Consider the following 20006-nt stretch of genomic DNA (forward strand, 5'->3'; position numbering starts at 1 on the left):
ATGCTGAATTCACTAAAGAAATTGATACAATCCAAGGATGAGCCAAAAAAGATGAAGCCGCTTCATTATTTTATTATTCTGCTTTGCTTAGGGGCGGCATTCATGATTTTCACTGACTTTTTGTCGTTCACCCCAGATATAGCACGCGAACAAGAAGGTAATTATAGTTCCATACAGCCTCCTGACGATCCGGCTAAAAGCGCACCCGCTTTCTCTTCTAATGCAACAGGTGGCGACTTAATTCGAGAATACGAAAATCGTTTTGAGACCCAACTTAAAGATATTTTAGAAAAGGTAACTGGAGTAGGCTCTGTAGAAGTGATGGTGAATCTCGATTCGACTCCAGAAGTGGTGGTTGAGAAAAATCGGGAACAACGCCAAGCTACTACAAACGAAACCGACAAAGAAAAAGCGACCCGCGCTCAAAGTGACCAATCCCGCAACGAACAGGTAGTTGTCATGAATGGTTCCAAACAAGAACAGCCTGTCATAGTGAAAACCTTAAAACCTAAAGTGAGAGGAGTGCTGGTTGTAGCAAAAGGAGCCGAGAACATTCAGGTGAAGGCTTGGATTACAGAAGCTGTGCAAAAAACATTGGAAGTACCCGCTTATAAAATTTCTATTTTACCCAAAAAATAGTAGGAGGGATTTCAAATGATTTTACGTAAACAAACAGTCTGGTTGTTGACAATGCTCGCAGTAATGGTCGTGCTGTCTGGATATTATATGGTAAAAGGTCCAAACGACCAGGTGCCGGCAACCACCGATCATAAAGAAGCACAAAAGGAAAATCAATCGATTACAGGGATTGAAGTAGATACGAAGCAATTAGATCAACCAATGCCAGATGCAAAACCGGTTGAAAGCAAAGAAGAAGTAGATAAAGCTACAGCACAAGCTACCGCTAAAGATGCTGAGAAGTCGAATCAGAAAGCTACAAATAAAACTCCAGGAGCAGCCACAACACCTGATGTTACTGCATTACCTGCACCAGAAGCAGCCGACGTTTTCCAAGGATATAAGCTTAAGCGTGAGGCAATGACCCAATTACAAAAAGATGAGCAAACGGCCATTATGACCAACTCAGGTTCGACTCCACAAGCGATTGCAGAAGCAAACGCACGTTTAGAGGAATTATCTACCCTTGAGCAGCAAACACTAGCGTTAGAAGAGTTAATCAAAACCAAGGGTTATAAGGATTGCGTAGTGAATACGCAAAAGGAGAGTGTCAGTATTATTGTTCAGAAAGATAAGGTGGATTCAAAAGAAGCAATTAAATTGATTGCTCTTGCCAAACAACATTTAAATGTTCCAGGCAAAAATATTACAGTTAGTTTTCAACCCTAAGGGGGGAAAAAGGATTTCTTTCTCGAATCTAGATATGGATGAGAAAGAAATCCTTTCTTGACGTTCGCGTGACAAAAAGTTACCATAAATTTTATGACCAGCTCATAACATGCAATCATAATTGTCATTCCGATCGACAAAAGAGCTGAATTATTGAATGAACAAAGGGGTGCTAAGTAGTGTTTAAACTGCATGAGATCCGTGAAATTATCAAATTGCTGGACCAATCCTCCATTAAAGAATTTGAGCTTGAGGCGGATGGCTCTAAGCTCTCTATTAAAAAAAGCGGCGGAGTAGAAGCATCTCAACCAGTTGTTGTACGCTCTGAGCCTGTTGCTTATACATCAGCTCCAGCCGAGCAATACACACTGAAAATGGAAGCTGCTGCTGCACCACAACAAGCGCCTGTAGCACCAGTTGTTGCGGCTCCACCAGTAGAAAATGAAGCTAATTTGCATAAAATTGTTTCTCCAATGGTAGGTACATTCTATACATCTCCAGAACCAGGAGCACCAGTCTATGTAAATCCGGGTGATCGAGTTACGCCAAACAAGGTTGTTTGTATTGTAGAAGCAATGAAATTATTTAATGAAATAGAAGCAGAAGTGACTGGCGAAATCGTCAAAGTCCTAGTAGAAGATGGACAACTGGTTGAATATGGTCAACCTTTATTCTTGGTAAAGGCACAATAATTGGAGGAGAAACGCGATGTTTCAAAAGATTCTCATTGCCAACCGCGGTGAAATTGCCGTGCGCGTTATCCGTGCATGTCGCGAATTAGGTATCCAAACGGTTGCTGTATACTCGGAGGCAGATCGAGAAGCCTTACATGTTAAGCTCGCTGATGAAGCTTACTGTATAGGGCCTACTGCTTCAAAAGACAGCTATTTAAATATGGCAAGTATCATGAGCGTTGCAACCAAGGTGGGAGCAGATGCAATTCATCCAGGATATGGATTTTTGGCGGAGAATGCTGACTTTGCTGAGATCTGTTCGGCTTGTAACATTACTTTTATCGGACCAGATCCAGAAGCCATTACAGGCATGGGGGATAAATCCACAGCTAAAGATACCATGAAGCGTGCTGGAGTTCCCACTGTTCCTGGAACGGACGGGCTAATCGAGAGCATTGTTGAAGCATTGGATACAGCAAACGAGATCGGTTACCCTGTTATGGTTAAAGCTACAGCAGGCGGCGGCGGTCGAGGTATGCGAGTAGCTGTAGACGCCGAGGATTTAGAAAAAGCAATTCGTCAAGCACAGAATGAAGCGAAAACGGCATTTGGAAATGCTGGCGTCTATTTGGAAAAATTCGTAGAAGGTCCTCGTCACGTAGAAATCCAAATCATGGGCGATAAATATGGTAATGTAGTTTATCTTGGAGAGCGTGACTGCTCAATTCAACGACGTCACCAAAAATTAGTCGAAGAAGCTCCATCTCCAGCGCTAAGCCAAGAGCTACGCAAACAGATGGGAGAGGCTGCCGTAGCTGCTGCTAAAGCGGTACACTATCATGGAGCAGGTACTGTAGAGTTCCTCTTGGACAAACATGGCCAGTTTTACTTCATGGAAATGAATACTCGTATTCAAGTAGAGCATCCGGTAACTGAAATGATCACGGGTTTAGACCTTATTAAAGAGCAAATCAGTGTAGCATTTGGCAACTATCTGTCCTTTACACAGGAAGATATCGTACTGGATGGCTGGTCAATGGAGTGTCGTATCAATGCTGAAAATCCGGCAAAGAACTTTATGCCGTCACCGGGAAAAATTGAGGGCTACTTAGCGCCAGGTGGATTTGGTGTTCGTATTGATAGCGCTGCATATCCGGGCTATTCGATTCCGCCATATTATGACTCCATGATTGCAAAGGTAATCGTTTGGGGGAAAACGCGTGAGGAAGCCATCGAACGAATGAAGCGTGCGTTGCAGGAATTTATGATCGAAGGCGTTCATACGACAATCCCTTTCCATTTAAAATTATTAGAGCATGAAGTTTTCATCGGTGGACAATTTGACACAAAATTTTTAGAGACATACGATCTTCATTTGAATGATCTCTAGGAAGTTTGCAAAAAAACATACCCCGCTGTTATAATGAGGTGTAATTGAAAAGGGAGGTGCGAAGCGTGGAATTTATAGATGCAGAAGAGACAAAATCAGAGCTTGGAAAAATCCAGATCGCTCCCGAAGTCTTGGAAGTTATTGCTGGTATGGCATCTGCTGAGGTTGACGGAGTTGCACATATGACCGGTGGATTAGTTGGAGATTTCGTTGAAAAGTTAGGGAAAAAAAACGCAGCCCGAGGAGTACGTGTAGAAGTAGGCTCCAAAGAAGCAGCAGTTGACGTTTCCATTATCGTAAAATACGGCCATCGAATTCCTGAGGTAGCTCGTAACATTCAAGATAGCGTACGTAACGCAATTGAAGCGATGACTGGGCTATCAGTGGTGGAAGTGAATGTACATATCATCGATGTTGAATTAAAATCCGAGGAAAAAGTACAACCAGCAGCAACTCCACCTGCTACACAAACGGAAGAATATCAGCGGGTTCGATAAACCTTATTAGGAGTGCCCCCAGCTTAGGGGGCATTTTTCCTACTGGTCGAGCATGCTGATCAGAGTTCTTTGCTGGTTGATGTTTCCTACAAAGGAGAGGCGCGCATGAATCTTTTTGACCGGTTTATCCTAACGATTTACAGTATTGCGCTCACAGCGGGCTCAATTATTGCGATTGGTGTCATTACTCGTTTAATTCAGCCGTACTATGTAGAAGCGGTGCTTAATGAACTGTATAATACGGATATGATTAACATTCCCTATCTAATTGTAGCTGTCATCTTTTTGGTGATTAGCGTTCGATTTATTTTTAGTGCTTTTCCACAGCGAAAGGTACGAGAAGAAAAAGGGATCTATCAACGTAACGAGAATGGAATGGTAAATATCAGCTTTGCAACAATCAAAGCGATTGCAGAACGCGCAGGGCGAAAGGTTCGCGGTGTTCGCGATCTTACAACCACAATTCGCTCGATGGAAAACGGGAATGCAATCATTTTGAAAATCACTGTAGATGGTGAATCCCCTATTCCTGAAATGACGCAAACGTTGCAAACCGAAGTAAAACAGCAAGTGGAAAGCATCGCTGGCGTTGACATCGCAGAGGTGACTGTTGTGGTAACGGAAGTCGTCTCAAAGGAAAATAATGTCGCCGTTCGAAACAGAAAGTTGGATTAGAGGGTGAATAGGATGCTTTGGGAGTTATTATGGGAACATAAGGGGAAACTGTTAGGAGTACTGGCTGGTTTTCTTTTTGGTATCATTTATTTGTTGGTGGGTTTCTGGAACACGCTGGTTTTCATCGTGTTTATTGGGACAGGCTACTTTATTGGACAAAAACTGGATCGAAAAGAAGACCTGCGAGAAATTCTCGATCGGATTTTACCTGGCAAATTTAAATAGTAGGTGACTAAGTACATGAAACGCAGAATTGCACGCGAAAAAGCGGTTCAAATCCTTTTTCAAATCGACATGGCTGAGGTTGAGCTACACCATGCTTTACATATGGTGATGGAAGACAGCTCAGAAGACAACAAATACCTTTTGTACCTGGTAGAAGGCTCATTAAATAATTTAGATTCCATCGATGAAGCAGTGAAACAATATCTGCGTGGATGGCAATTGGATCGTATTGCAAATGTAGACCGTGCGATTTTACGCCTTGCCTTTTTTGAATTGATGTTTGAAGAGGGAGTACCAGCTCGCGTAATAGTGAATGAAGCGATTGAGCTAGCGAAGCTGTTTAGCGACGATCAGTCTTATCGTTTTGTGAATGGCGTGCTATCTAATTATCTGCAAAGCAAAGAAAGAGTAGAAACTCAAGAATAAATGATAGGTGAAGCGAATGAAAAACGTGATGGTAGGAATTGACACCAGCAATTATCGGACATCGCTTTGCCTTGCAACAGAAGACGGTGAGATTGTCGCAGAAGCCAAAAAACTCTTGCGTGTGAAAGAAGGAGAGCGGGGTTTGCAACAATCGGAAGCCGTCTTTCAGCATGTGATGAACCTTCCTGAACTTTGTCATCAATTAAAATTACAAGAGTATCAAGTAAAGGGAATTTGTGTAAGTGAAAAACCTCGCCCTAAAGATGGGTCCTACATGCCTGTCTTTAAAGTGGGTGAAGGCTTAGGTAAATCACTTTCTTTATTTTTGCGTGTCCCCCTTTACCTGACTACGCATCAGGAAGGTCACATCGCGGCAGGCGAATATACAGCTAGGCAAAGACCTGTAAACGACCGATTTTTAGCTGTCCATTTATCTGGGGGAACCAGTGAAATTCTTTCGTGCCAACGTACTGAAACAGGCTACCTGATAGATATCATTGGAGGAACAATCGATCTGCATGCAGGACAACTGGTTGATCGCATTGGGGTAGCTTTGAAACTGCCTTTCCCTGCTGGGCCTTATCTGGAGGAACTAGCTAAAGAGGTAGATCACGTGGAGACCTCAGTAGAAGAATTCAGAGTGTCCTCTTCTGTAAAAGGACTTACCTTTAGCTTCTCTGGTCCAGAAAATGCTTTATTACGAGCAAACAATGAGGGAATGGCAACCCCTTCCCAAATCGCTCGGGCAACGGAACAGTGTGTGGCTAACAGTTTAGAAAAAGCCTTGCGCAATGCGATTGAAGCTGGTCACGGTCGGGAAGTGCTGATTGTAGGTGGCGTGGCGGCTAACCAATACATACGTGAACGCTTGATTAAACGACTCGAACATCCAGCGGTAAAGGGCAAACTCTTTTTCTGCGACCCTGCTTATACAGGTGATAATGCATATGGTGTAGCTATGTTAGGATGGATGAAAGCTAAAGGCGAACATTAATAGTTTTTTAGTAAATAAAATTCGTCTTTACACCTGTATCCACTTTCCGCTACACTTACTGTATACAGATGAACGAATATGGAGGAGTGACAAATATGACAGCCCAAGTAATCAATGGTAAAGAGTTTGCAAAATCGTATCGTGCACGAATCAAACAAGAGGTAGCAGAACTAGTTGATAAAGGAATTCAACCTGGTTTGGCTGTTGTTTTAGTCGGTGATGATCCTGCTTCTCAAACGTATGTGAACGGCAAAATCAAAGCATGTGAAGAAACAGGAATTTACTCTAAATCATTTCGTCTTGAAAGTACCGTAACACAGCAGGAAGTAGTAGATTTGGTAGAGGAATTAAATCAAGATCCGAACATTCATGGGATTTTGGTACAATTACCTTTGCCTAAGCATATGAACGAGGAAGCGATTATTGATACTATTTCCCCGGAAAAGGATGTTGACGGGTTTCATCCGATCAGCGTAGGTAACTTATGTATTGGTAAAGAGACGTTTCTTCCTTGCACGCCACATGGTGTGATTGAGCTGATTAAAAGTACAGGAATTAGTATGGAGGGTAAGCATGCTGTAGTAGTAGGTCGCAGTAATATTGTAGGGAAACCAGTTTCTTTATTACTTTTGCATGAAAATGCTACGGTTACCATGTGTCATTCTCGTACAAAAAATCTGGAGGAACAAACTCGTCAGGCTGATATATTGGTGGTTGCAGTAGGAATAGCTCACTTAATCAAGAAAGAGCATGTAAAAGAAGGTGCTATTGTCATTGATGTTGGAATGAATCGTTTAGATGGCAAGCTAACTGGAGATGTTTTGTTTGATGAAGTGAAGGAAGTAGCGAGTCATATCACTCCAGTTCCAGGTGGCGTTGGTCCAATGACAATCACAATGCTCATGCAGAACACGGTCATCTCTGCAAAGCGAAAACTGACTGTATAATTGTGGATAGAGGAAGGGAGCGTTTATGAAGCCAGCAGAGGTTATGTCTGTAGCGGAGTTAAACCGCTATGTGAAGCGTATGATGGAGGGAGATCTTAGGCTAGCTGATGTTTGGATTCGCGGAGAGATCTCTAACTTTACACATCATCACAGTGGTCATATGTACTTCACGTTAAAAGACAAAGATTCACGGCTTAAAATCGTGATGTTTGCTAGCTATAACCGTTTCCTTACATTTATACCGAAGAATGGAACCAAAGCGATTGTGCGTGGTTCCATTTCTGTATTTGAAAGGGACGGAGCATATCAATTATATGCAAGAGAATTACAGCCTGATGGGATAGGGGCTTTATTTCTTGCCTATGAACAATTAAAAGAAAAACTGCAACAGGAAGGTTTGTTTGCTTCTGAAAGGAAGCGGGCATTACCCAGGTTTCCGAAAACGATCGGAGTGGTTACATCACCTACTGGAGCAGCAATACGAGATATTATTACCACACTCAAGCGTAGGTACCCCCAAGCAGGAATTATGCTTGCTCCGGCGATTGTACAAGGTGTCGAGGCTCCTGCTTCCATCATCCGTGCTATACGAAATATGAATCAGTATCAAGTAGATGTAATAATCGTAGGTCGGGGAGGAGGCTCGATTGAAGAGCTTTGGGCATTTAATGAGGAAGCGGTTGCCAGAGCTATAGTGGCTTCACAAGTACCTGTGATTTCAGCAGTTGGTCACGAGACAGATTTTACGATTGCAGATTTTGTGGCAGATATGAGAGCGGCAACCCCGACTGCTGCAGCCGAATTAGCCGTACCTCATTATTTGGAGTGGATGGAGCGAATCAAGCAGCTAGATCATCGATTGGCTCGTGCCCTACAAACACAACTTCAAGAGAAGCGCACCCATTTACAAAGATTACAGCAATCGTATGGGTTAAAAAATCCGTTGCGTCGAGTAGAAGAGAGACGACAGCGAATTGATGAGGTAACGTTGCGTCTTAGTGCCATCATGAAAATGAAGGTAGTTCGAAAACGAGAGCAAGTACGCCATGTGAAACAACGGTTAAAACAAATTCGATTAGAGCGACAAGTGGAAGAGAAACGTGTTCAGATCAACCGCATGCATAGCCAATTGACACAGCATATGAAGCAAAAAACTGAACGGTCTCGACAAGCATGGTTGGCTTTGGTTCAGCACCTGGATGCGTTAAGTCCGTTAAAGGTTATGCAACGTGGTTTTAGCCTATCTTATAAGGGTGATACATTAATCAAATCTGTTGAGGGAATTGAAGTGGGCGATCAGCTCATGATACGATATCAAGATGGAAAGATCATGACAACGGTAACAGACATAGAGCGAAAGGAAGAGAACCATGGCTCGTAAAAAAGCAGAACAGGAAACGGAACTTCTATTTGAAGAAGCAATGCAACGGCTGGAAGAAGTGGTGCGTCAGCTAGAAGAAGGTGATGTTCCTTTGGAGAAAGCGATTGATTTGTACCAAGAAGGAATTCAACTATCTCGTCAATGTGCAACGAAGCTAGATGTAATTGAAGCTAAGGTAATTCAGCTTCTAGACCAAGACGGCAACGTATCGGATCGTCCGTTCCATGTGGAGGAGGACTAGCATGAGTTTTAGCCTGAAGGATTATTTGAATGAAAAGATTGCTTTACTGGAAGCGGAATTACCTAAGGCACTATCTACAGAAGGAGTTCCCCCTAATCTGTACGAATCAATGCACTACTCACTGATGGCTGGTGGGAAGCGATTACGTCCTATTCTTGTTCTAGCTGTACTGGAAGCGTTTCATCAACCGATTGAACGTGGTCTTCCTTATGCGACGGCCTTAGAAATGATTCATACTTACTCATTAATCCATGATGATCTTCCGGCGATGGACGACGATGATTTGCGTAGGGGCAAACCGACTAATCATAAGGTATTTGGTGAAGCTACTGCCATTTTAGCAGGGGATGCTCTATTGACCAGAGCGTTTGGATTGGTGGCTAGTTCTTATTTACATCATCCCGAGGTAAAAGCTGAGACAACCGTTCAATTGCTAGCTGAGCTTGGGCAACGTGCCGGTGAACAAGGAATGGTGGGTGGACAAATGGCTGATATTATGGGGGAAGGTAAACAGCTTTCTCTCGAGCAATTGGAGTATATCCATTTACATAAAACAGGGGATTTGCTTGTTGCAGCTTTGCGAGGCGGAGGCTATCTAGCGGAAGCAACCCCTAAGCAATTGCAGGCCCTAACCAATTATGCTGTTAAGATTGGACTAGCCTTCCAGATTAAAGATGACATTTTAAACGTTGAGGGGGATGCTACTTTGCTTGGTAAAGCTGTGGGAAGTGATGCCAGCAAAGAGAAAGCAACTTATCCTGCGTTACTCGGACTTGTAGAGTCAAAACGACGACTAGCGATGCTTGTAAAAGAGGCTCAAGCAGAGCTTGAAGCAGTAGAAATTAATCACCCTGCCTTATTTGCTCTAGCAGAGTATGTAATGGAGCGTGTTAGTTAATTATCTTTATCTAAAGAGAGATATCATCACTCTCTTATGGTTTTTTACATAAGAAAAGGATATAATGCGTGTACGTGTAATTTTTTGTGAATCATAATGTATGATTAGTATGGAAGGTTTGCGACTTAGTGAAAGCGAGGGGTTACAGTGTTGCTTGAAAACATGAAGAGCCCAGATGATCTCAAGCATTTGACAATCTCCCAATTACAGCAGTTGTCCGAAGAAATTCGTCGGTTCCTGATAGAAAACCTTTCTCAAACGGGAGGGCATTTAGCTCCCAACTTAGGGGTTGTGGAGCTAACGATCGCTTTACATTATTTCTTTAACAGTCCCAAGGATAAAATTTTATGGGATGTTGGCCATCAAGCCTATGTGCACAAAATTTTAACAGGACGAAAAGATGATTTTCCGACACTGCGTCAATATAAGGGATTGTGCGGTTTTCCAAAAATGTCAGAAAGCGCTCATGATGTTTGGGAAACAGGGCATAGCAGCACTTCGTTGTCAGGTGCCATGGGCATGGCTAGCGCCCGCGATTTAAAAAAGGAAAATTTCCATGTGATAGGTGTCATTGGGGATGGTGCATTGACAGGCGGTATGGCTTTTGAAGCCTTAAATCACATCGGACATGAAAAAAAGAATGTAATCGTGGTCTTAAATGATAATGAAATGTCCATCGCGCCAAATGTAGGTGCTATGCATAACTATCTGGGAAAATTACGTACCGATCATATTTATAACAGAGCTAAGGATGAGGTAGAAAGCCTACTGAAGGCGATTCCTGCTGTAGGTGGCAAATTGGCTCAACTGGCGGAGAAGGTCAAGGACAGCATGAAATACATGCTTGTGTCCGGCATTTTATTCGAAGAGCTGGGCTTTACGTACATTGGTCCTATTGATGGACATAACCTAGAGCTTGTGATTGATTCACTTCGTACAGCCGCGAATACACGAGGTCCGGTCTTATTGCATGTGATTACAAAAAAAGGAAAAGGGTATCTGCCAGCGGAACAAAACGCTATGAAATGGCACGGTACGGATACTTATAAGATTGAATCTGGTGAAATGATTAAAGCAGTTGCTACTGCACCAGCCTACAAAAGTGTCTTTGCAGATACACTGATTAAGCTAACACAACAAGACGATCGCATTGTAGCAATTACACCGGCTATGCCAGATGGTTCAGGTCTCTTAAAGTATGCATCAGTATATCCAGAGCGAATGTTTGATGTTGGGATTGCTGAACAGCATGCATGTACGTTCGCTGCTGGGTTGGCGACACAAGGGATGAAGCCGTTTCTAGCAATCTACTCCACATTTTTGCAACGTGCCTACGACCAGCTCATTCACGATGTTGCTCGAATGAAGCTACCAGTTGTTTTTGCTGTAGACCGGGCTGGATTGGTAGGAGCCGATGGAGAGACCCATCAAGGTGTTTATGACATTGCTTTTATGCGTGCCATTCCGAATATGGTAATTATGGCACCAAAAGATGAGAATGAAATGCAGCATATGATGAAAACAGCGGCCGATTATGATGGCCCTAGTTCTTTCCGCTATCCACGTGGAAACGGTCTTGGTGTCAAAATGGATGAAGAGCTCAAGGCACTTCCAATCGGACAGATGGAAGTGGTTAAAGAGGGAAAGGGCGTAGCTGTTCTTTCATTTGGGCATATCTATGACGTGGCGGAAAAAGCAATTAATCTTTTGCAAATGGACGGCATCATGCCGATGTTTGTCAATGCTCGTTTTTGTAAACCACTAGATGAAGAATTACTCTTGCGACTAGCTAAGGAAAATATGGATATTGTTACTGTTGAAGAAGGCTGTGTACAAGGTGGCTTTGGCAGTGCAGTCATGGAATTTTATGCTGAACAGGGCTATCATAATATAGTAGTGGAACCAATGGGTGTTCCTGATTATTTTGTTGAGCATGGAAGTGTTAAGGAACAACGACAAGAGATCAGTTTAACAGCCGAAGCAATCGCTGCACGTGTACGCTCCTTACTACCAGTAAATAAACAGAGGGCCTAATAACGACTATGAAAAAAGAACGATTAGATGTCTTGCTTGCAGATCGAGGTCTGTATGAGACCCGTGAGAAAGCAAAACGAGCCGTCATGGCAGGGCTTGTTATTGTTGCAGGTGAAAGATGTGATAAACCAGGTACAAAATTTCCAGAAGATGTTGTCATTCAAGTGAAAGGTGACCTTCATCCTTATGTAAGCCGTGGCGGCCTGAAGCTGGAAAAGGCTATTAAAGAGTTTCAAATTGACTTAACTGATCGGATCATGATGGATATTGGATCATCCACGGGAGGTTTTACAGATTGTGCCCTGCAAAATGGGGCTCGAAAGGTTTATGCCATTGATGTAGGCTACAATCAACTAGCGTGGAAATTGCGTCAGGATGAGCGGGTCATTGTCATGGAACGCACCAACTTTCGTCACATGGATCCGGCCTCTTTTGAACACGAGATGCCAAATATGGCTTCGATTGATGTATCATTTATCTCTTTAAGGCTGATTCTGCCAGTGCTGTACTTGTTCTTACAAGATGGTGGAAATGTACTAGCATTGGTGAAGCCACAATTTGAAGCAGGTAAAGAAAAAGTGGGAAAAAATGGAATAGTCCGGGATGCCACTGTTCATCGTCAAGTGGTGGAGGAGATTGCCGGGTTTGCTACGACATTAGGTTTCCAAGTAAATGGTGTCAGCTATTCGCCAATCACGGGTGGAGAGGGAAATATTGAATTTCTGCTCCATCTTTACAAACCGCGGGCTGACGAGAAAGTAGCAGATCAGGATGAGCCTTGGTGGCTTGCTCGTATTGAAGAAGTAGTAGCCGAAGCGCATAAGCAGTTGAGTTAGAATATAAGCTAATGAATAACAGAACCTCAAATCATTTTCTAATGAATTTGAGGTTTTTTTCCTATTTGCTATCTAAAAAAAATCAATATAGGCTTTCATTGCAAGAAAAATTGATTTGTCCCTACACATCGTCTATAAGATGGGTAAGCAAGCAAAGAATTTGATAAAAAATGAGGAGTGAAGATCATGGAATTTGCGCTGATCATGGCCTTGCTAGGCATTGTTTTCCTTTTACTTGAAAAGGTCAGTTCCCTACAAAAGCAACTAAAAAAAATGGATGTAATCCTACAACAAATTGCTACACAGGTTGGAGTTCCAGATTATTCAGACATCACGAAATCAAGTTCCATTGGAGTTCAAAATCATCCGATAAACACAAAATTAAGTAGGCTACTTTCAGAAGGGAAAAAAATTGAAGCGATAAAAGAAGCAAGAAAAGAGTTGGGACTTTCACTAAAAGAAGCAAAGGATTATGTGGAAAGGTTATAACTTGCATAACAATTAGAAAATTTTAAGCATTTTTACCTATTCAATCTAAGAAGGAAGGCTCAATCCCCTATCCATTATGCAAAAAAATATGTATAATTGTATAAAGATGAACAAAGTGTAAAGCGAATCCATCGTTTCAAGTAAATCAAACGAGTAACCCTCATCTGAGATGATCAGCAAGAATTCATTGGGATAAGATTCGCGAAATCTCCCTGCTAGAAGCAGATGATCAAAGATACTGGGGTGACATTGTGAAGTCCATTGGAATTATCGCAAACAAGGGTAAGCCTAAAGCCCGCGTCGTCGCCCGTGAGTTATTATACTTGTTGGAAGCGCGTGGGGCAAAAGTTTATTTGGAACAAGATTTAGCAGGAGTGATTGGCCGAGAAGATGTGGCCGTATCCCTTTATGATTTTTCAAAATATGTTGAGATTCTTTGCGTGCTTGGGGGAGATGGCACCTTGCTCGGTATTGCTCGACAGTTAGCTGGTCAGAATTTACCAGTACTCGGTATCAATCTCGGTACGCTAGGCTTTTTGTCAGAGGCTGAACCAGATAATCTAACCGATGCCGTAGAGAAGCTATTATCAGGGCAATACTATACAGAAGAGCGAAGTATGCTCACGACTGAACTGTACCGACAAGGTGAACGACTTGCCACTTATACAGCTATGAATGACATTGGGATAACTAAAGGATCTTTCTGTCGAATCATTAAGTGTTCGGTTTATTCAAATGGGTTTTATGTAGGGACTTTTAGTGGGGATGGAATTATCGTTTCCAGCCCGACCGGTTCTACAGCCTATTCTTTAGCAGCTGGTGGTCCAATTGTGGCTCCAAATGTGGCCATGCTCTTGCTTACACCAATTGCTTCTCATTCCTTGACTGCTAGACCCATTGTGTTAGCGTCAGATCAGCGTCTACGAATTGAGGTAGATGCTGTACATGATGAGATAGGACTTTCAATCGATGGGCAGTTTGGTTCTCGTTTAGAGGGCGGCGATGAGATTTTTGTTGAGCAATCCAAGCATGTTACACAGCTAATTAAATGGACACAAGGCAATTTTTATGAATTAATTCGAACTAAATTACAAGGTGAATGGGAGTAAATGTATGAATAAAGGCCAACGACACATCAAAATCAAAGAGATCATCATGAATAATGATATCGAAACACAGGATGAGCTCGTAGAATATCTTCGTTCAAACGGGTACAGTGTAACACAGGCAACTGTTTCACGTGATATTAAAGAACTGCACTTAATTAAAATCCCGATGAGTGACGGTCGTTATAAATATTCTGTACCGACGGACCAGAAGTTTAATCCGTTGCAAAAAATGAAACGTGTGTTACTGGATTCTTTTGTGAGCATTGATTTTTCTGAGAACCTTATCGTACTAAAAACAATGCCAGGAAATGCTAATTCTGTTGCTGTTCTGATTGACAATTTACATTGGAATGAGATAATGGGTTGTGTTTGCGGTGATGATACTATTTTAATCATTTGTCGAACCAAAGAGAATGCAAAAGAAGTGTCACAACGCTTCTTAGACATGCTATAAGGAAGGGTATGCATGATCCACGAACTAACCATACGCAATTTTGCGATTATCAAACACACCACAATCTCTTTTTGTCAAGGGCTTAATATCCTGACAGGGGAGACGGGGGCAGGTAAATCCATTATTATTGATGCGCTTGGACAATTGCTCGGTGATCGAAGTTCAGCAGAGCTTATCCGTTATGGAGAAAAACGGGCAGAGATAGAAGGACTTTTCGAATGTAAGCCTGGTCATCCTGCTTATTCCGTCTGTGAGAGCTTTGGAATTCAGGTCGATCCTGACGGTATTCTGGTTGTACGTCGCGATATTTCTTCCACAGGGAAAAGTATCATTCGTGTTAACGGTCAGCTAATTACCTTAGCAATGTTACGAGAATTAGGTCCATGGCTGGTAAACGTACATGGTCAGCATGATCATCAGGCGCTTATGCAATCAGACAAGCATATTCGCTGGCTAGATGCTTACGGGGAACCCCGCTTGGTCGGGACAAAACAGGAATTTGGTCATTTATATCAAAAGTACCGCAAAGCAGTGCAAGATTTGTCACGAATGGCTAAAAATGAACGAGAATTGATGCAACGCATTGATTTATTAAGCTATCAGCTAAATGAAATTGAAGCTGCAAAATTGACCCCAGGCGAAGATGATAAGCTCATGCAACAACGCAAGAAGTGGGCTAATATTGAAAAAATATTTGCTGGTGTACAGGATGCTTACATGTCTCTATATGGAGACCAGAGGGGACAAGATTGGCTTGGGCATGCCATGGGAGAATTGGAACGGGTGCAACAATATGACGAACAGCTTATCCCGATCGTAGAAACAATTCAAAGTGCCTATTATCAGGTAGAAGATACTGTCCAACAATTGCGTCATATAAAAGATCGTCTTGATTTTGATCCAGCTATATTGGCAGAAGTAGAAGGCAGATTAGATCAGCTATCCGGATTAAAGCGAAAGTATGGTAAATCCGTGGATGAAATCCTGGAATATGCAGCAGGTATCCAGGACGAATTAGATGAAATCCAACATTATGATGATCGTTTGCAACAAATGGAGAAGACACTCCGTGAAGCCGAAGCTGACGTAGCGGTTGAGGCTTTGGAGTTAAGTACGCTTCGCCGTGAGTTAGCGATAGAATTAGCTGACTTAATTGAACATGAGCTAAAAGAATTGCACATGGAGCGAGCCCGCTTTGCGATTGAGATTAAGCATATGCCAGACGAGCGTGGTATTGAGGTGGAAGGAAATCGAGTCAGAGTGAATTCCCGTGGGATTGACGAGATAGAATTTTTGATTGCGCCGAACCCGGGTGAACCACTACGCCCTTTAACCAAGATTGCTTCTGGAGGGGAATTATCTCGTGTCATGTTGGCAATTAAAAGTATTCTAGCTACTACCGAGCAAGTAGGTACTTTGATCTTCGACGAAGTGGACACTGGTGTAAGTGGTCGAGCAGCTCAAGCTATTGCTGAAAAATTGGCACGAGTAGCGAAACATCGTCAAGTTTTATGTATTACACATTTACCGCAAGTAGCTTCTATGGCGGATGCCCATTTTTATATTCAAAAGCAGATGGATGAACAGGAGACCAGCACGACGGTTATCCTTATGTCACCAGAAGAGCGTGTTAACGAGCTTGCTCGTATGCTTGGTGGGGCTGAAGTAACAGAGAAAACAAAAGAACATGCTAAGGAAATGATTCTCCTTGGAAACGAGCGGAAAGCTGTCAATTGAAATTGACAGCTTTTTGTTGTTATAAACAGGTGGCGTGCAGGTAACATTAAATATTAGTAAGTGAGGTGTAGCTGTAGGTGTAGGTAGGGAAGCTAGGAGTGATTGCTGGGTGATACGAAATCACAAAAGAAAATGGATTGGATCTCTGCTCTTACTCTTGACTGCGTTCATTGTTACTTCAACCCCCTTTCATGATGTAACCTCTTTACCCAAAGAACTACGGTTATTTGAAGGTTCCCTTAGCCAATTGAAGCTTTCCGTACCTGTTATGGGAACGCTAGTAAACAGTAACCCCGAAATTTTGCACGTAAACGGAATAGAAGCCCGTGAAGTACACGTCGATTTTAGCCAACCATTGCAAGTAGCACCCAAAAAAGTAGGGCAAGCTCGTCTGCAATGGCGAGTTGGCAGCCTTCCCATTAAAGAAGTTAAAGTTAATGTGCTCCCCGATCTGAAAGTCATACCTGGAGGTCAATCTATCGGTGTTAAACTACAGACTGCTGGCGTTCTGGTAGTTGGGCATCATTTGGTTGACACAGGTAAAGAAAAAGTTTCACCTGGTGAAAGCTCTGGCATTCATGTTGGAGATATGATTGTCAAAATGAATGATCTGTACATTAATGACATGAGTGAGGTAAAAAAGATTGTAAATGAAGCTGGTGCAAAAAATCAATCCATTCAACTCATGGTTGTACGAGGAAAAGAAAAGATCGTTTTGACACTTAAACCAGCACAAGACAAGAAAGATAATCAGTATCGTATGGGACTTTATATTCGTGATTCCGCTGCAGGTGTGGGAACGTTAACTTTTTATGAGCCAGATTCAAAGGCATACGGAGCTCTTGGTCACGTCATTTCTGATGTAGATACAGGACAGGCTATCGTTGTGGGAGATGGACAAATCGTGCAGGCTAGTGTTACTTCCATTGAGAAAGGGCAGAGTGGTAATCCAGGTGAGAAATTCGCCCGCTTTTACAATGAAAATGAAGTGTTAGGCAACATTTCTAAAAACACCCCGTTTGGCATTTTCGGAAAAATGTACGATAAACCCAAAAGAGCAAAACAAAATGAACCATTGCCGGTAGCATTAGCTGAGCAGGTAAAAGAAGGTCCAGCTAAAATTTTAACAGTCGTGAATGGACAAGAGGTAGAAGAGTTTGAGATTGAGATTGTCAACGTTGTAAAACAGCATTTTCCTGCAACTAAAGGGATGATCATTAAGGTTAATGATAAGCGATTACTAGAAAAAACAGGTGGCATTGTACAAGGTATGAGCGGTAGCCCTATTATTCAAGATGGTAAAGTGGTTGGAGCAGTTACACATGTATTCGTCAATGATCCTACTTCTGGCTATGGTTGTTTTATTGAATGGATGCTACAGGATGCAGGACTGACGATAAAGCAGCAACAACCTATGGGTCTCAAGGCGAGCTAATGCTTGCTTGAGACCTTTTTTTACATATGTGATTTTGATGAAACGAACGGAAAGTAGCAAAGTTCTACAGCAAATTACAGGGCAACCCTCATATGAAAATCCGATCATTTATCCTTTTATTCTTATTTGTCGAATCATCAGAGATATCATTCAATCTTTCGTCATGGGCAGGAGTTGAAAATGACCTGTCGAATTATTTACCATAAGGAATCAAGAGAAACGTACTTCTTCACAGGAAAGAAGTGTTGGATCATGCTCTGTGACCGAATGCGTTAAGGAGGAACGGAATTTGAGTAAGATAAGCGTGGTATTAGCTGATGACAATCGTGAGTTTGTAGGTCTTCTTGAAGAGTATATTAACACTCAGAGTGATATGAACGTAAGTGGGGTCGCTTACAACGGAAATGATGTATTAAAGATCGTCCAAGAGCGCGTTCCAGATATTATCATTTTGGACATTATTATGCCTCATCTGGATGGCTTGGCTGTATTAGAGCAAATTCAAGCGATGCGACTAACACCTCAACCCAAAATTATTATGCTGACAGCATTTGGCCAAGAAGAGATCACAAAGCGCGCGGTAGAACTTGGGGCATCTTACTATATATTAAAGCCTTTTGACATGGACATTCTTGCACAGCGAATTCGCCAAATGATCGGTAGCAAGACCTCTTTTATCCCAGTGATGAAAACCTCTTCTATGATGCAAAATAAGGGACGTAATTTAGATGCTAGTATAACCAGCATCATCCATGAGATAGGAGTACCGGCTCATATTAAAGGCTATTTATATTTACGAGAAGCTATTACCATGGTCTATAACGATGTGGAACTATTGGGTTCTATCACAAAGGTGCTATATCCGGATATTGCTAAAAAGTTTAATACAACAGCCAGCCGTGTAGAACGTGCAATCCGTCATGCTATTGAAGTGGCTTGGTCGCGAGGTAATTTGGATTCCATTTCTAGCTTGTTTGGATATACGGTTTCAAATACAAAGGCAAAACCTACGAACAGTGAGTTTATTGCGATGGTTGCAGACAAGCTACGGATTGAGCATAAGGTGTCTTGATGTCGGTACCTACGCTGTTCTCGCGTTAAGCTAGGCGTCCTGTTCCCGTAAATTTAAGCGGAAATTTGGCGGAGATTCCGATAAACTTTTCGTTACGATATCAATAAAGATAGCGTAATCAACCTTTAGCAAGGACCCTAATTTATAGGACGTGTCGTTGTTTCATAGTGTAACCGAAATGTATATCGCGAGGCAATACGCTAGTCCTTCGGGGCTGGCGTTTTTTTTTTGTTCAGAAACTTTCGAATTGTACTTATCACGTTGTCACTGTAAACTAAAGAGAGAGGATTGACTATGAGAGGAGGGATTGCATGGCTTACTTAGGACTAGCTTCTGTGCTATTATTTTTTGTTTCCTTGATAATAATTATTAACCCCAAATGGCTATCAAAAGGGAATTTTGTTTTGACTAGGAAGAGGGGTACTTTGATTCTGTTATTATCCTTCATAGGTTTCATAAGTGCTTTTACTTTAGACAAACCAACAGGCACTTCGTCACAGCAGGTGGCAACTAGCACGGTACAACACGAGGAGCAGACGAAAACAGAAGAAGAACAGTCTAAGATACAAATTGAGGATGCAATTGTAAACAGAGTAACCGACGACGTGAAGAAAAGAGACTTCGTTAAGGACGCGGCAATTACCGTAGACAAGGACCGAGTTAGTCTGGCAGTAATCGTTGACTATACTGTTAATAAAGAGACTGCAAAACGTATCGGCGATAACTTTGTACGCACTCTTGGATCAGCAGCAGGCGGGAAATCCCCAGAAAAGGACTATTATGGAGAGGTCTACGATTATTATGATTTGATAATTACAGTCGCAACGCCTGACGAGACAATAATATCGACAGGGGCGAAGGTTACAATTGTATCCAGTATAAAATGGGATAGCTGAGGAGGGTTTATGACTCCTCGGCTATTTTTTTTCAAAAAGGTACCACGTCTACTAGTCTTAGAGTTTTTCATCAATAAATTTTTATGAAATGTCCCAATTACTACAATCACATGCCCCTATTAGGAGTAAAGGGATAAAAAGTTCTTATGAAAGTGTGCGAAAACAATTTGGCGTCCGTAAAACCAAATAGAAGTCAAAAGTCCAGAGGTGAAACGTTCATGACCGAACAGAATCTTGTATCAGTCGAAA

The 20006-nt window shown here is 42.2% G+C and carries 22 protein-coding genes; all 22 read left to right on the forward strand.

Annotation, left to right across the window (positions count from 1 at the left end):
- The 22 genes from spoIIIAG (at position 1) to ACQV1I_RS09190 (ending at position 19757) form a co-directional block, all read left to right on the forward strand.
- Complete coding sequence (spoIIIAG, locus tag ACQV1I_RS09085) at positions 1-639, forward strand: stage III sporulation protein AG (protein WP_116333700.1); 639 nt, start codon at positions 1-3, stop codon at positions 637-639.
- A gap of 15 nt (positions 640-654) precedes the next feature.
- On the forward strand, positions 655-1347 hold the full coding sequence (locus ACQV1I_RS09090) for a SpoIIIAH-like family protein (protein ID WP_094699091.1): 693 nt from the start codon (positions 655-657) through the stop codon (positions 1345-1347).
- Positions 1348-1526: 179 nt separating this feature from the next.
- Positions 1527-2039: an acetyl-CoA carboxylase biotin carboxyl carrier protein gene (gene accB / locus ACQV1I_RS09095; protein WP_094699089.1), complete on the forward strand. Its 513-nt coding sequence runs from the start codon at positions 1527-1529 to the stop codon at positions 2037-2039.
- 16 nt (positions 2040-2055) lie between these two features.
- On the forward strand, positions 2056-3411 hold the full coding sequence (accC, locus tag ACQV1I_RS09100; protein ID WP_094699087.1) for an acetyl-CoA carboxylase biotin carboxylase subunit: 1356 nt from the start codon (positions 2056-2058) through the stop codon (positions 3409-3411).
- Positions 3412-3476: 65 nt separating this feature from the next.
- Entirely contained in the window at positions 3477-3908 is a 432-nt protein-coding gene (locus ACQV1I_RS09105) for an Asp23/Gls24 family envelope stress response protein (protein ID WP_018672581.1), read from the forward strand.
- Between the two features lie 105 nt (positions 3909-4013).
- Positions 4014-4583, forward strand: a complete 570-nt coding sequence (amaP, locus tag ACQV1I_RS09110; RefSeq protein ID WP_018672582.1) for an alkaline shock response membrane anchor protein AmaP — start codon at positions 4014-4016, stop codon at positions 4581-4583.
- Between the two features lie 12 nt (positions 4584-4595).
- Entirely contained in the window at positions 4596-4808 is a 213-nt protein-coding gene (locus tag ACQV1I_RS09115; RefSeq protein WP_018672583.1) for a DUF2273 domain-containing protein, read from the forward strand.
- Between the two features lie 15 nt (positions 4809-4823).
- Positions 4824-5234: a transcription antitermination factor NusB gene (nusB, locus tag ACQV1I_RS09120; protein WP_018672584.1), complete on the forward strand. Its 411-nt coding sequence runs from the start codon at positions 4824-4826 to the stop codon at positions 5232-5234.
- A gap of 16 nt (positions 5235-5250) precedes the next feature.
- Positions 5251-6228: an O-sialoglycoprotein endopeptidase gene (locus ACQV1I_RS09125; RefSeq protein WP_116333701.1), complete on the forward strand. Its 978-nt coding sequence runs from the start codon at positions 5251-5253 to the stop codon at positions 6226-6228.
- A 95-nt stretch (positions 6229-6323) separates the two neighbouring features.
- Complete coding sequence (gene folD, locus ACQV1I_RS09130) at positions 6324-7175, forward strand: bifunctional methylenetetrahydrofolate dehydrogenase/methenyltetrahydrofolate cyclohydrolase FolD (RefSeq protein ID WP_116333702.1); 852 nt, start codon at positions 6324-6326, stop codon at positions 7173-7175.
- Positions 7176-7200: 25 nt separating this feature from the next.
- Positions 7201-8556, forward strand: coding sequence for an exodeoxyribonuclease VII large subunit (xseA, locus tag ACQV1I_RS09135; protein WP_116333703.1), 1356 nt, complete (start codon positions 7201-7203; stop codon positions 8554-8556).
- Positions 8546-8797, forward strand: coding sequence for an exodeoxyribonuclease VII small subunit (gene xseB / locus ACQV1I_RS09140; protein WP_116333704.1), 252 nt, complete (start codon positions 8546-8548; stop codon positions 8795-8797). The genes xseA and xseB overlap by 11 nt, the downstream gene beginning before the upstream one ends.
- 1 nt (position 8798) lies before the next feature.
- The gene (locus ACQV1I_RS09145; protein WP_094699079.1) at positions 8799-9695 is read left to right on the forward strand and encodes a polyprenyl synthetase family protein; all 897 of its coding nucleotides are present in this window, start codon (positions 8799-8801) and stop codon (positions 9693-9695) included.
- Positions 9696-9842: 147 nt separating this feature from the next.
- Positions 9843-11729, forward strand: a complete 1887-nt coding sequence (dxs, locus tag ACQV1I_RS09150) for a 1-deoxy-D-xylulose-5-phosphate synthase (protein ID WP_026315243.1) — start codon at positions 9843-9845, stop codon at positions 11727-11729.
- 8 nt (positions 11730-11737) lie between these two features.
- Positions 11738-12565, forward strand: a complete 828-nt coding sequence (locus ACQV1I_RS09155; RefSeq protein WP_116333705.1) for a TlyA family RNA methyltransferase — start codon at positions 11738-11740, stop codon at positions 12563-12565.
- Between the two features lie 186 nt (positions 12566-12751).
- The gene (locus ACQV1I_RS09160; protein ID WP_094699075.1) at positions 12752-13054 is read left to right on the forward strand and encodes a hypothetical protein; all 303 of its coding nucleotides are present in this window, start codon (positions 12752-12754) and stop codon (positions 13052-13054) included.
- A gap of 251 nt (positions 13055-13305) precedes the next feature.
- Positions 13306-14163, forward strand: coding sequence for an NAD(+)/NADH kinase (locus ACQV1I_RS09165; RefSeq protein WP_018672593.1), 858 nt, complete (start codon positions 13306-13308; stop codon positions 14161-14163).
- 4 nt (positions 14164-14167) lie between these two features.
- A complete protein-coding gene (gene ahrC, locus ACQV1I_RS09170; protein WP_003337877.1) occupies positions 14168-14617 on the forward strand; it encodes a transcriptional regulator AhrC/ArgR in 450 nt (149 codons plus the stop codon).
- A gap of 12 nt (positions 14618-14629) precedes the next feature.
- Positions 14630-16354 (forward strand): DNA repair protein RecN, encoded by a 1725-nt coding sequence (gene recN, locus ACQV1I_RS09175; protein WP_094699073.1) that lies wholly within the window; start codon positions 14630-14632, stop codon positions 16352-16354.
- A 109-nt stretch (positions 16355-16463) separates the two neighbouring features.
- A complete protein-coding gene (gene spoIVB, locus ACQV1I_RS09180) occupies positions 16464-17789 on the forward strand; it encodes a SpoIVB peptidase (RefSeq protein ID WP_116333706.1) in 1326 nt (441 codons plus the stop codon).
- Between the two features lie 289 nt (positions 17790-18078).
- On the forward strand, positions 18079-18861 hold the full coding sequence (spo0A, locus tag ACQV1I_RS09185) for a sporulation transcription factor Spo0A (protein WP_094699071.1): 783 nt from the start codon (positions 18079-18081) through the stop codon (positions 18859-18861).
- 311 nt (positions 18862-19172) lie between these two features.
- Entirely contained in the window at positions 19173-19757 is a 585-nt protein-coding gene (locus ACQV1I_RS09190) for a hypothetical protein (RefSeq protein ID WP_116333707.1), read from the forward strand.
- Positions 19758-20006: the final 249 nt, after the last annotated feature.

It is taken from the genome of Brevibacillus sp. JB24b (assembly GCF_051713385.1).
Taxonomy (GTDB): domain Bacteria; phylum Bacillota; class Bacilli; order Brevibacillales; family Brevibacillaceae; genus Brevibacillus_B; species Brevibacillus_B laterosporus.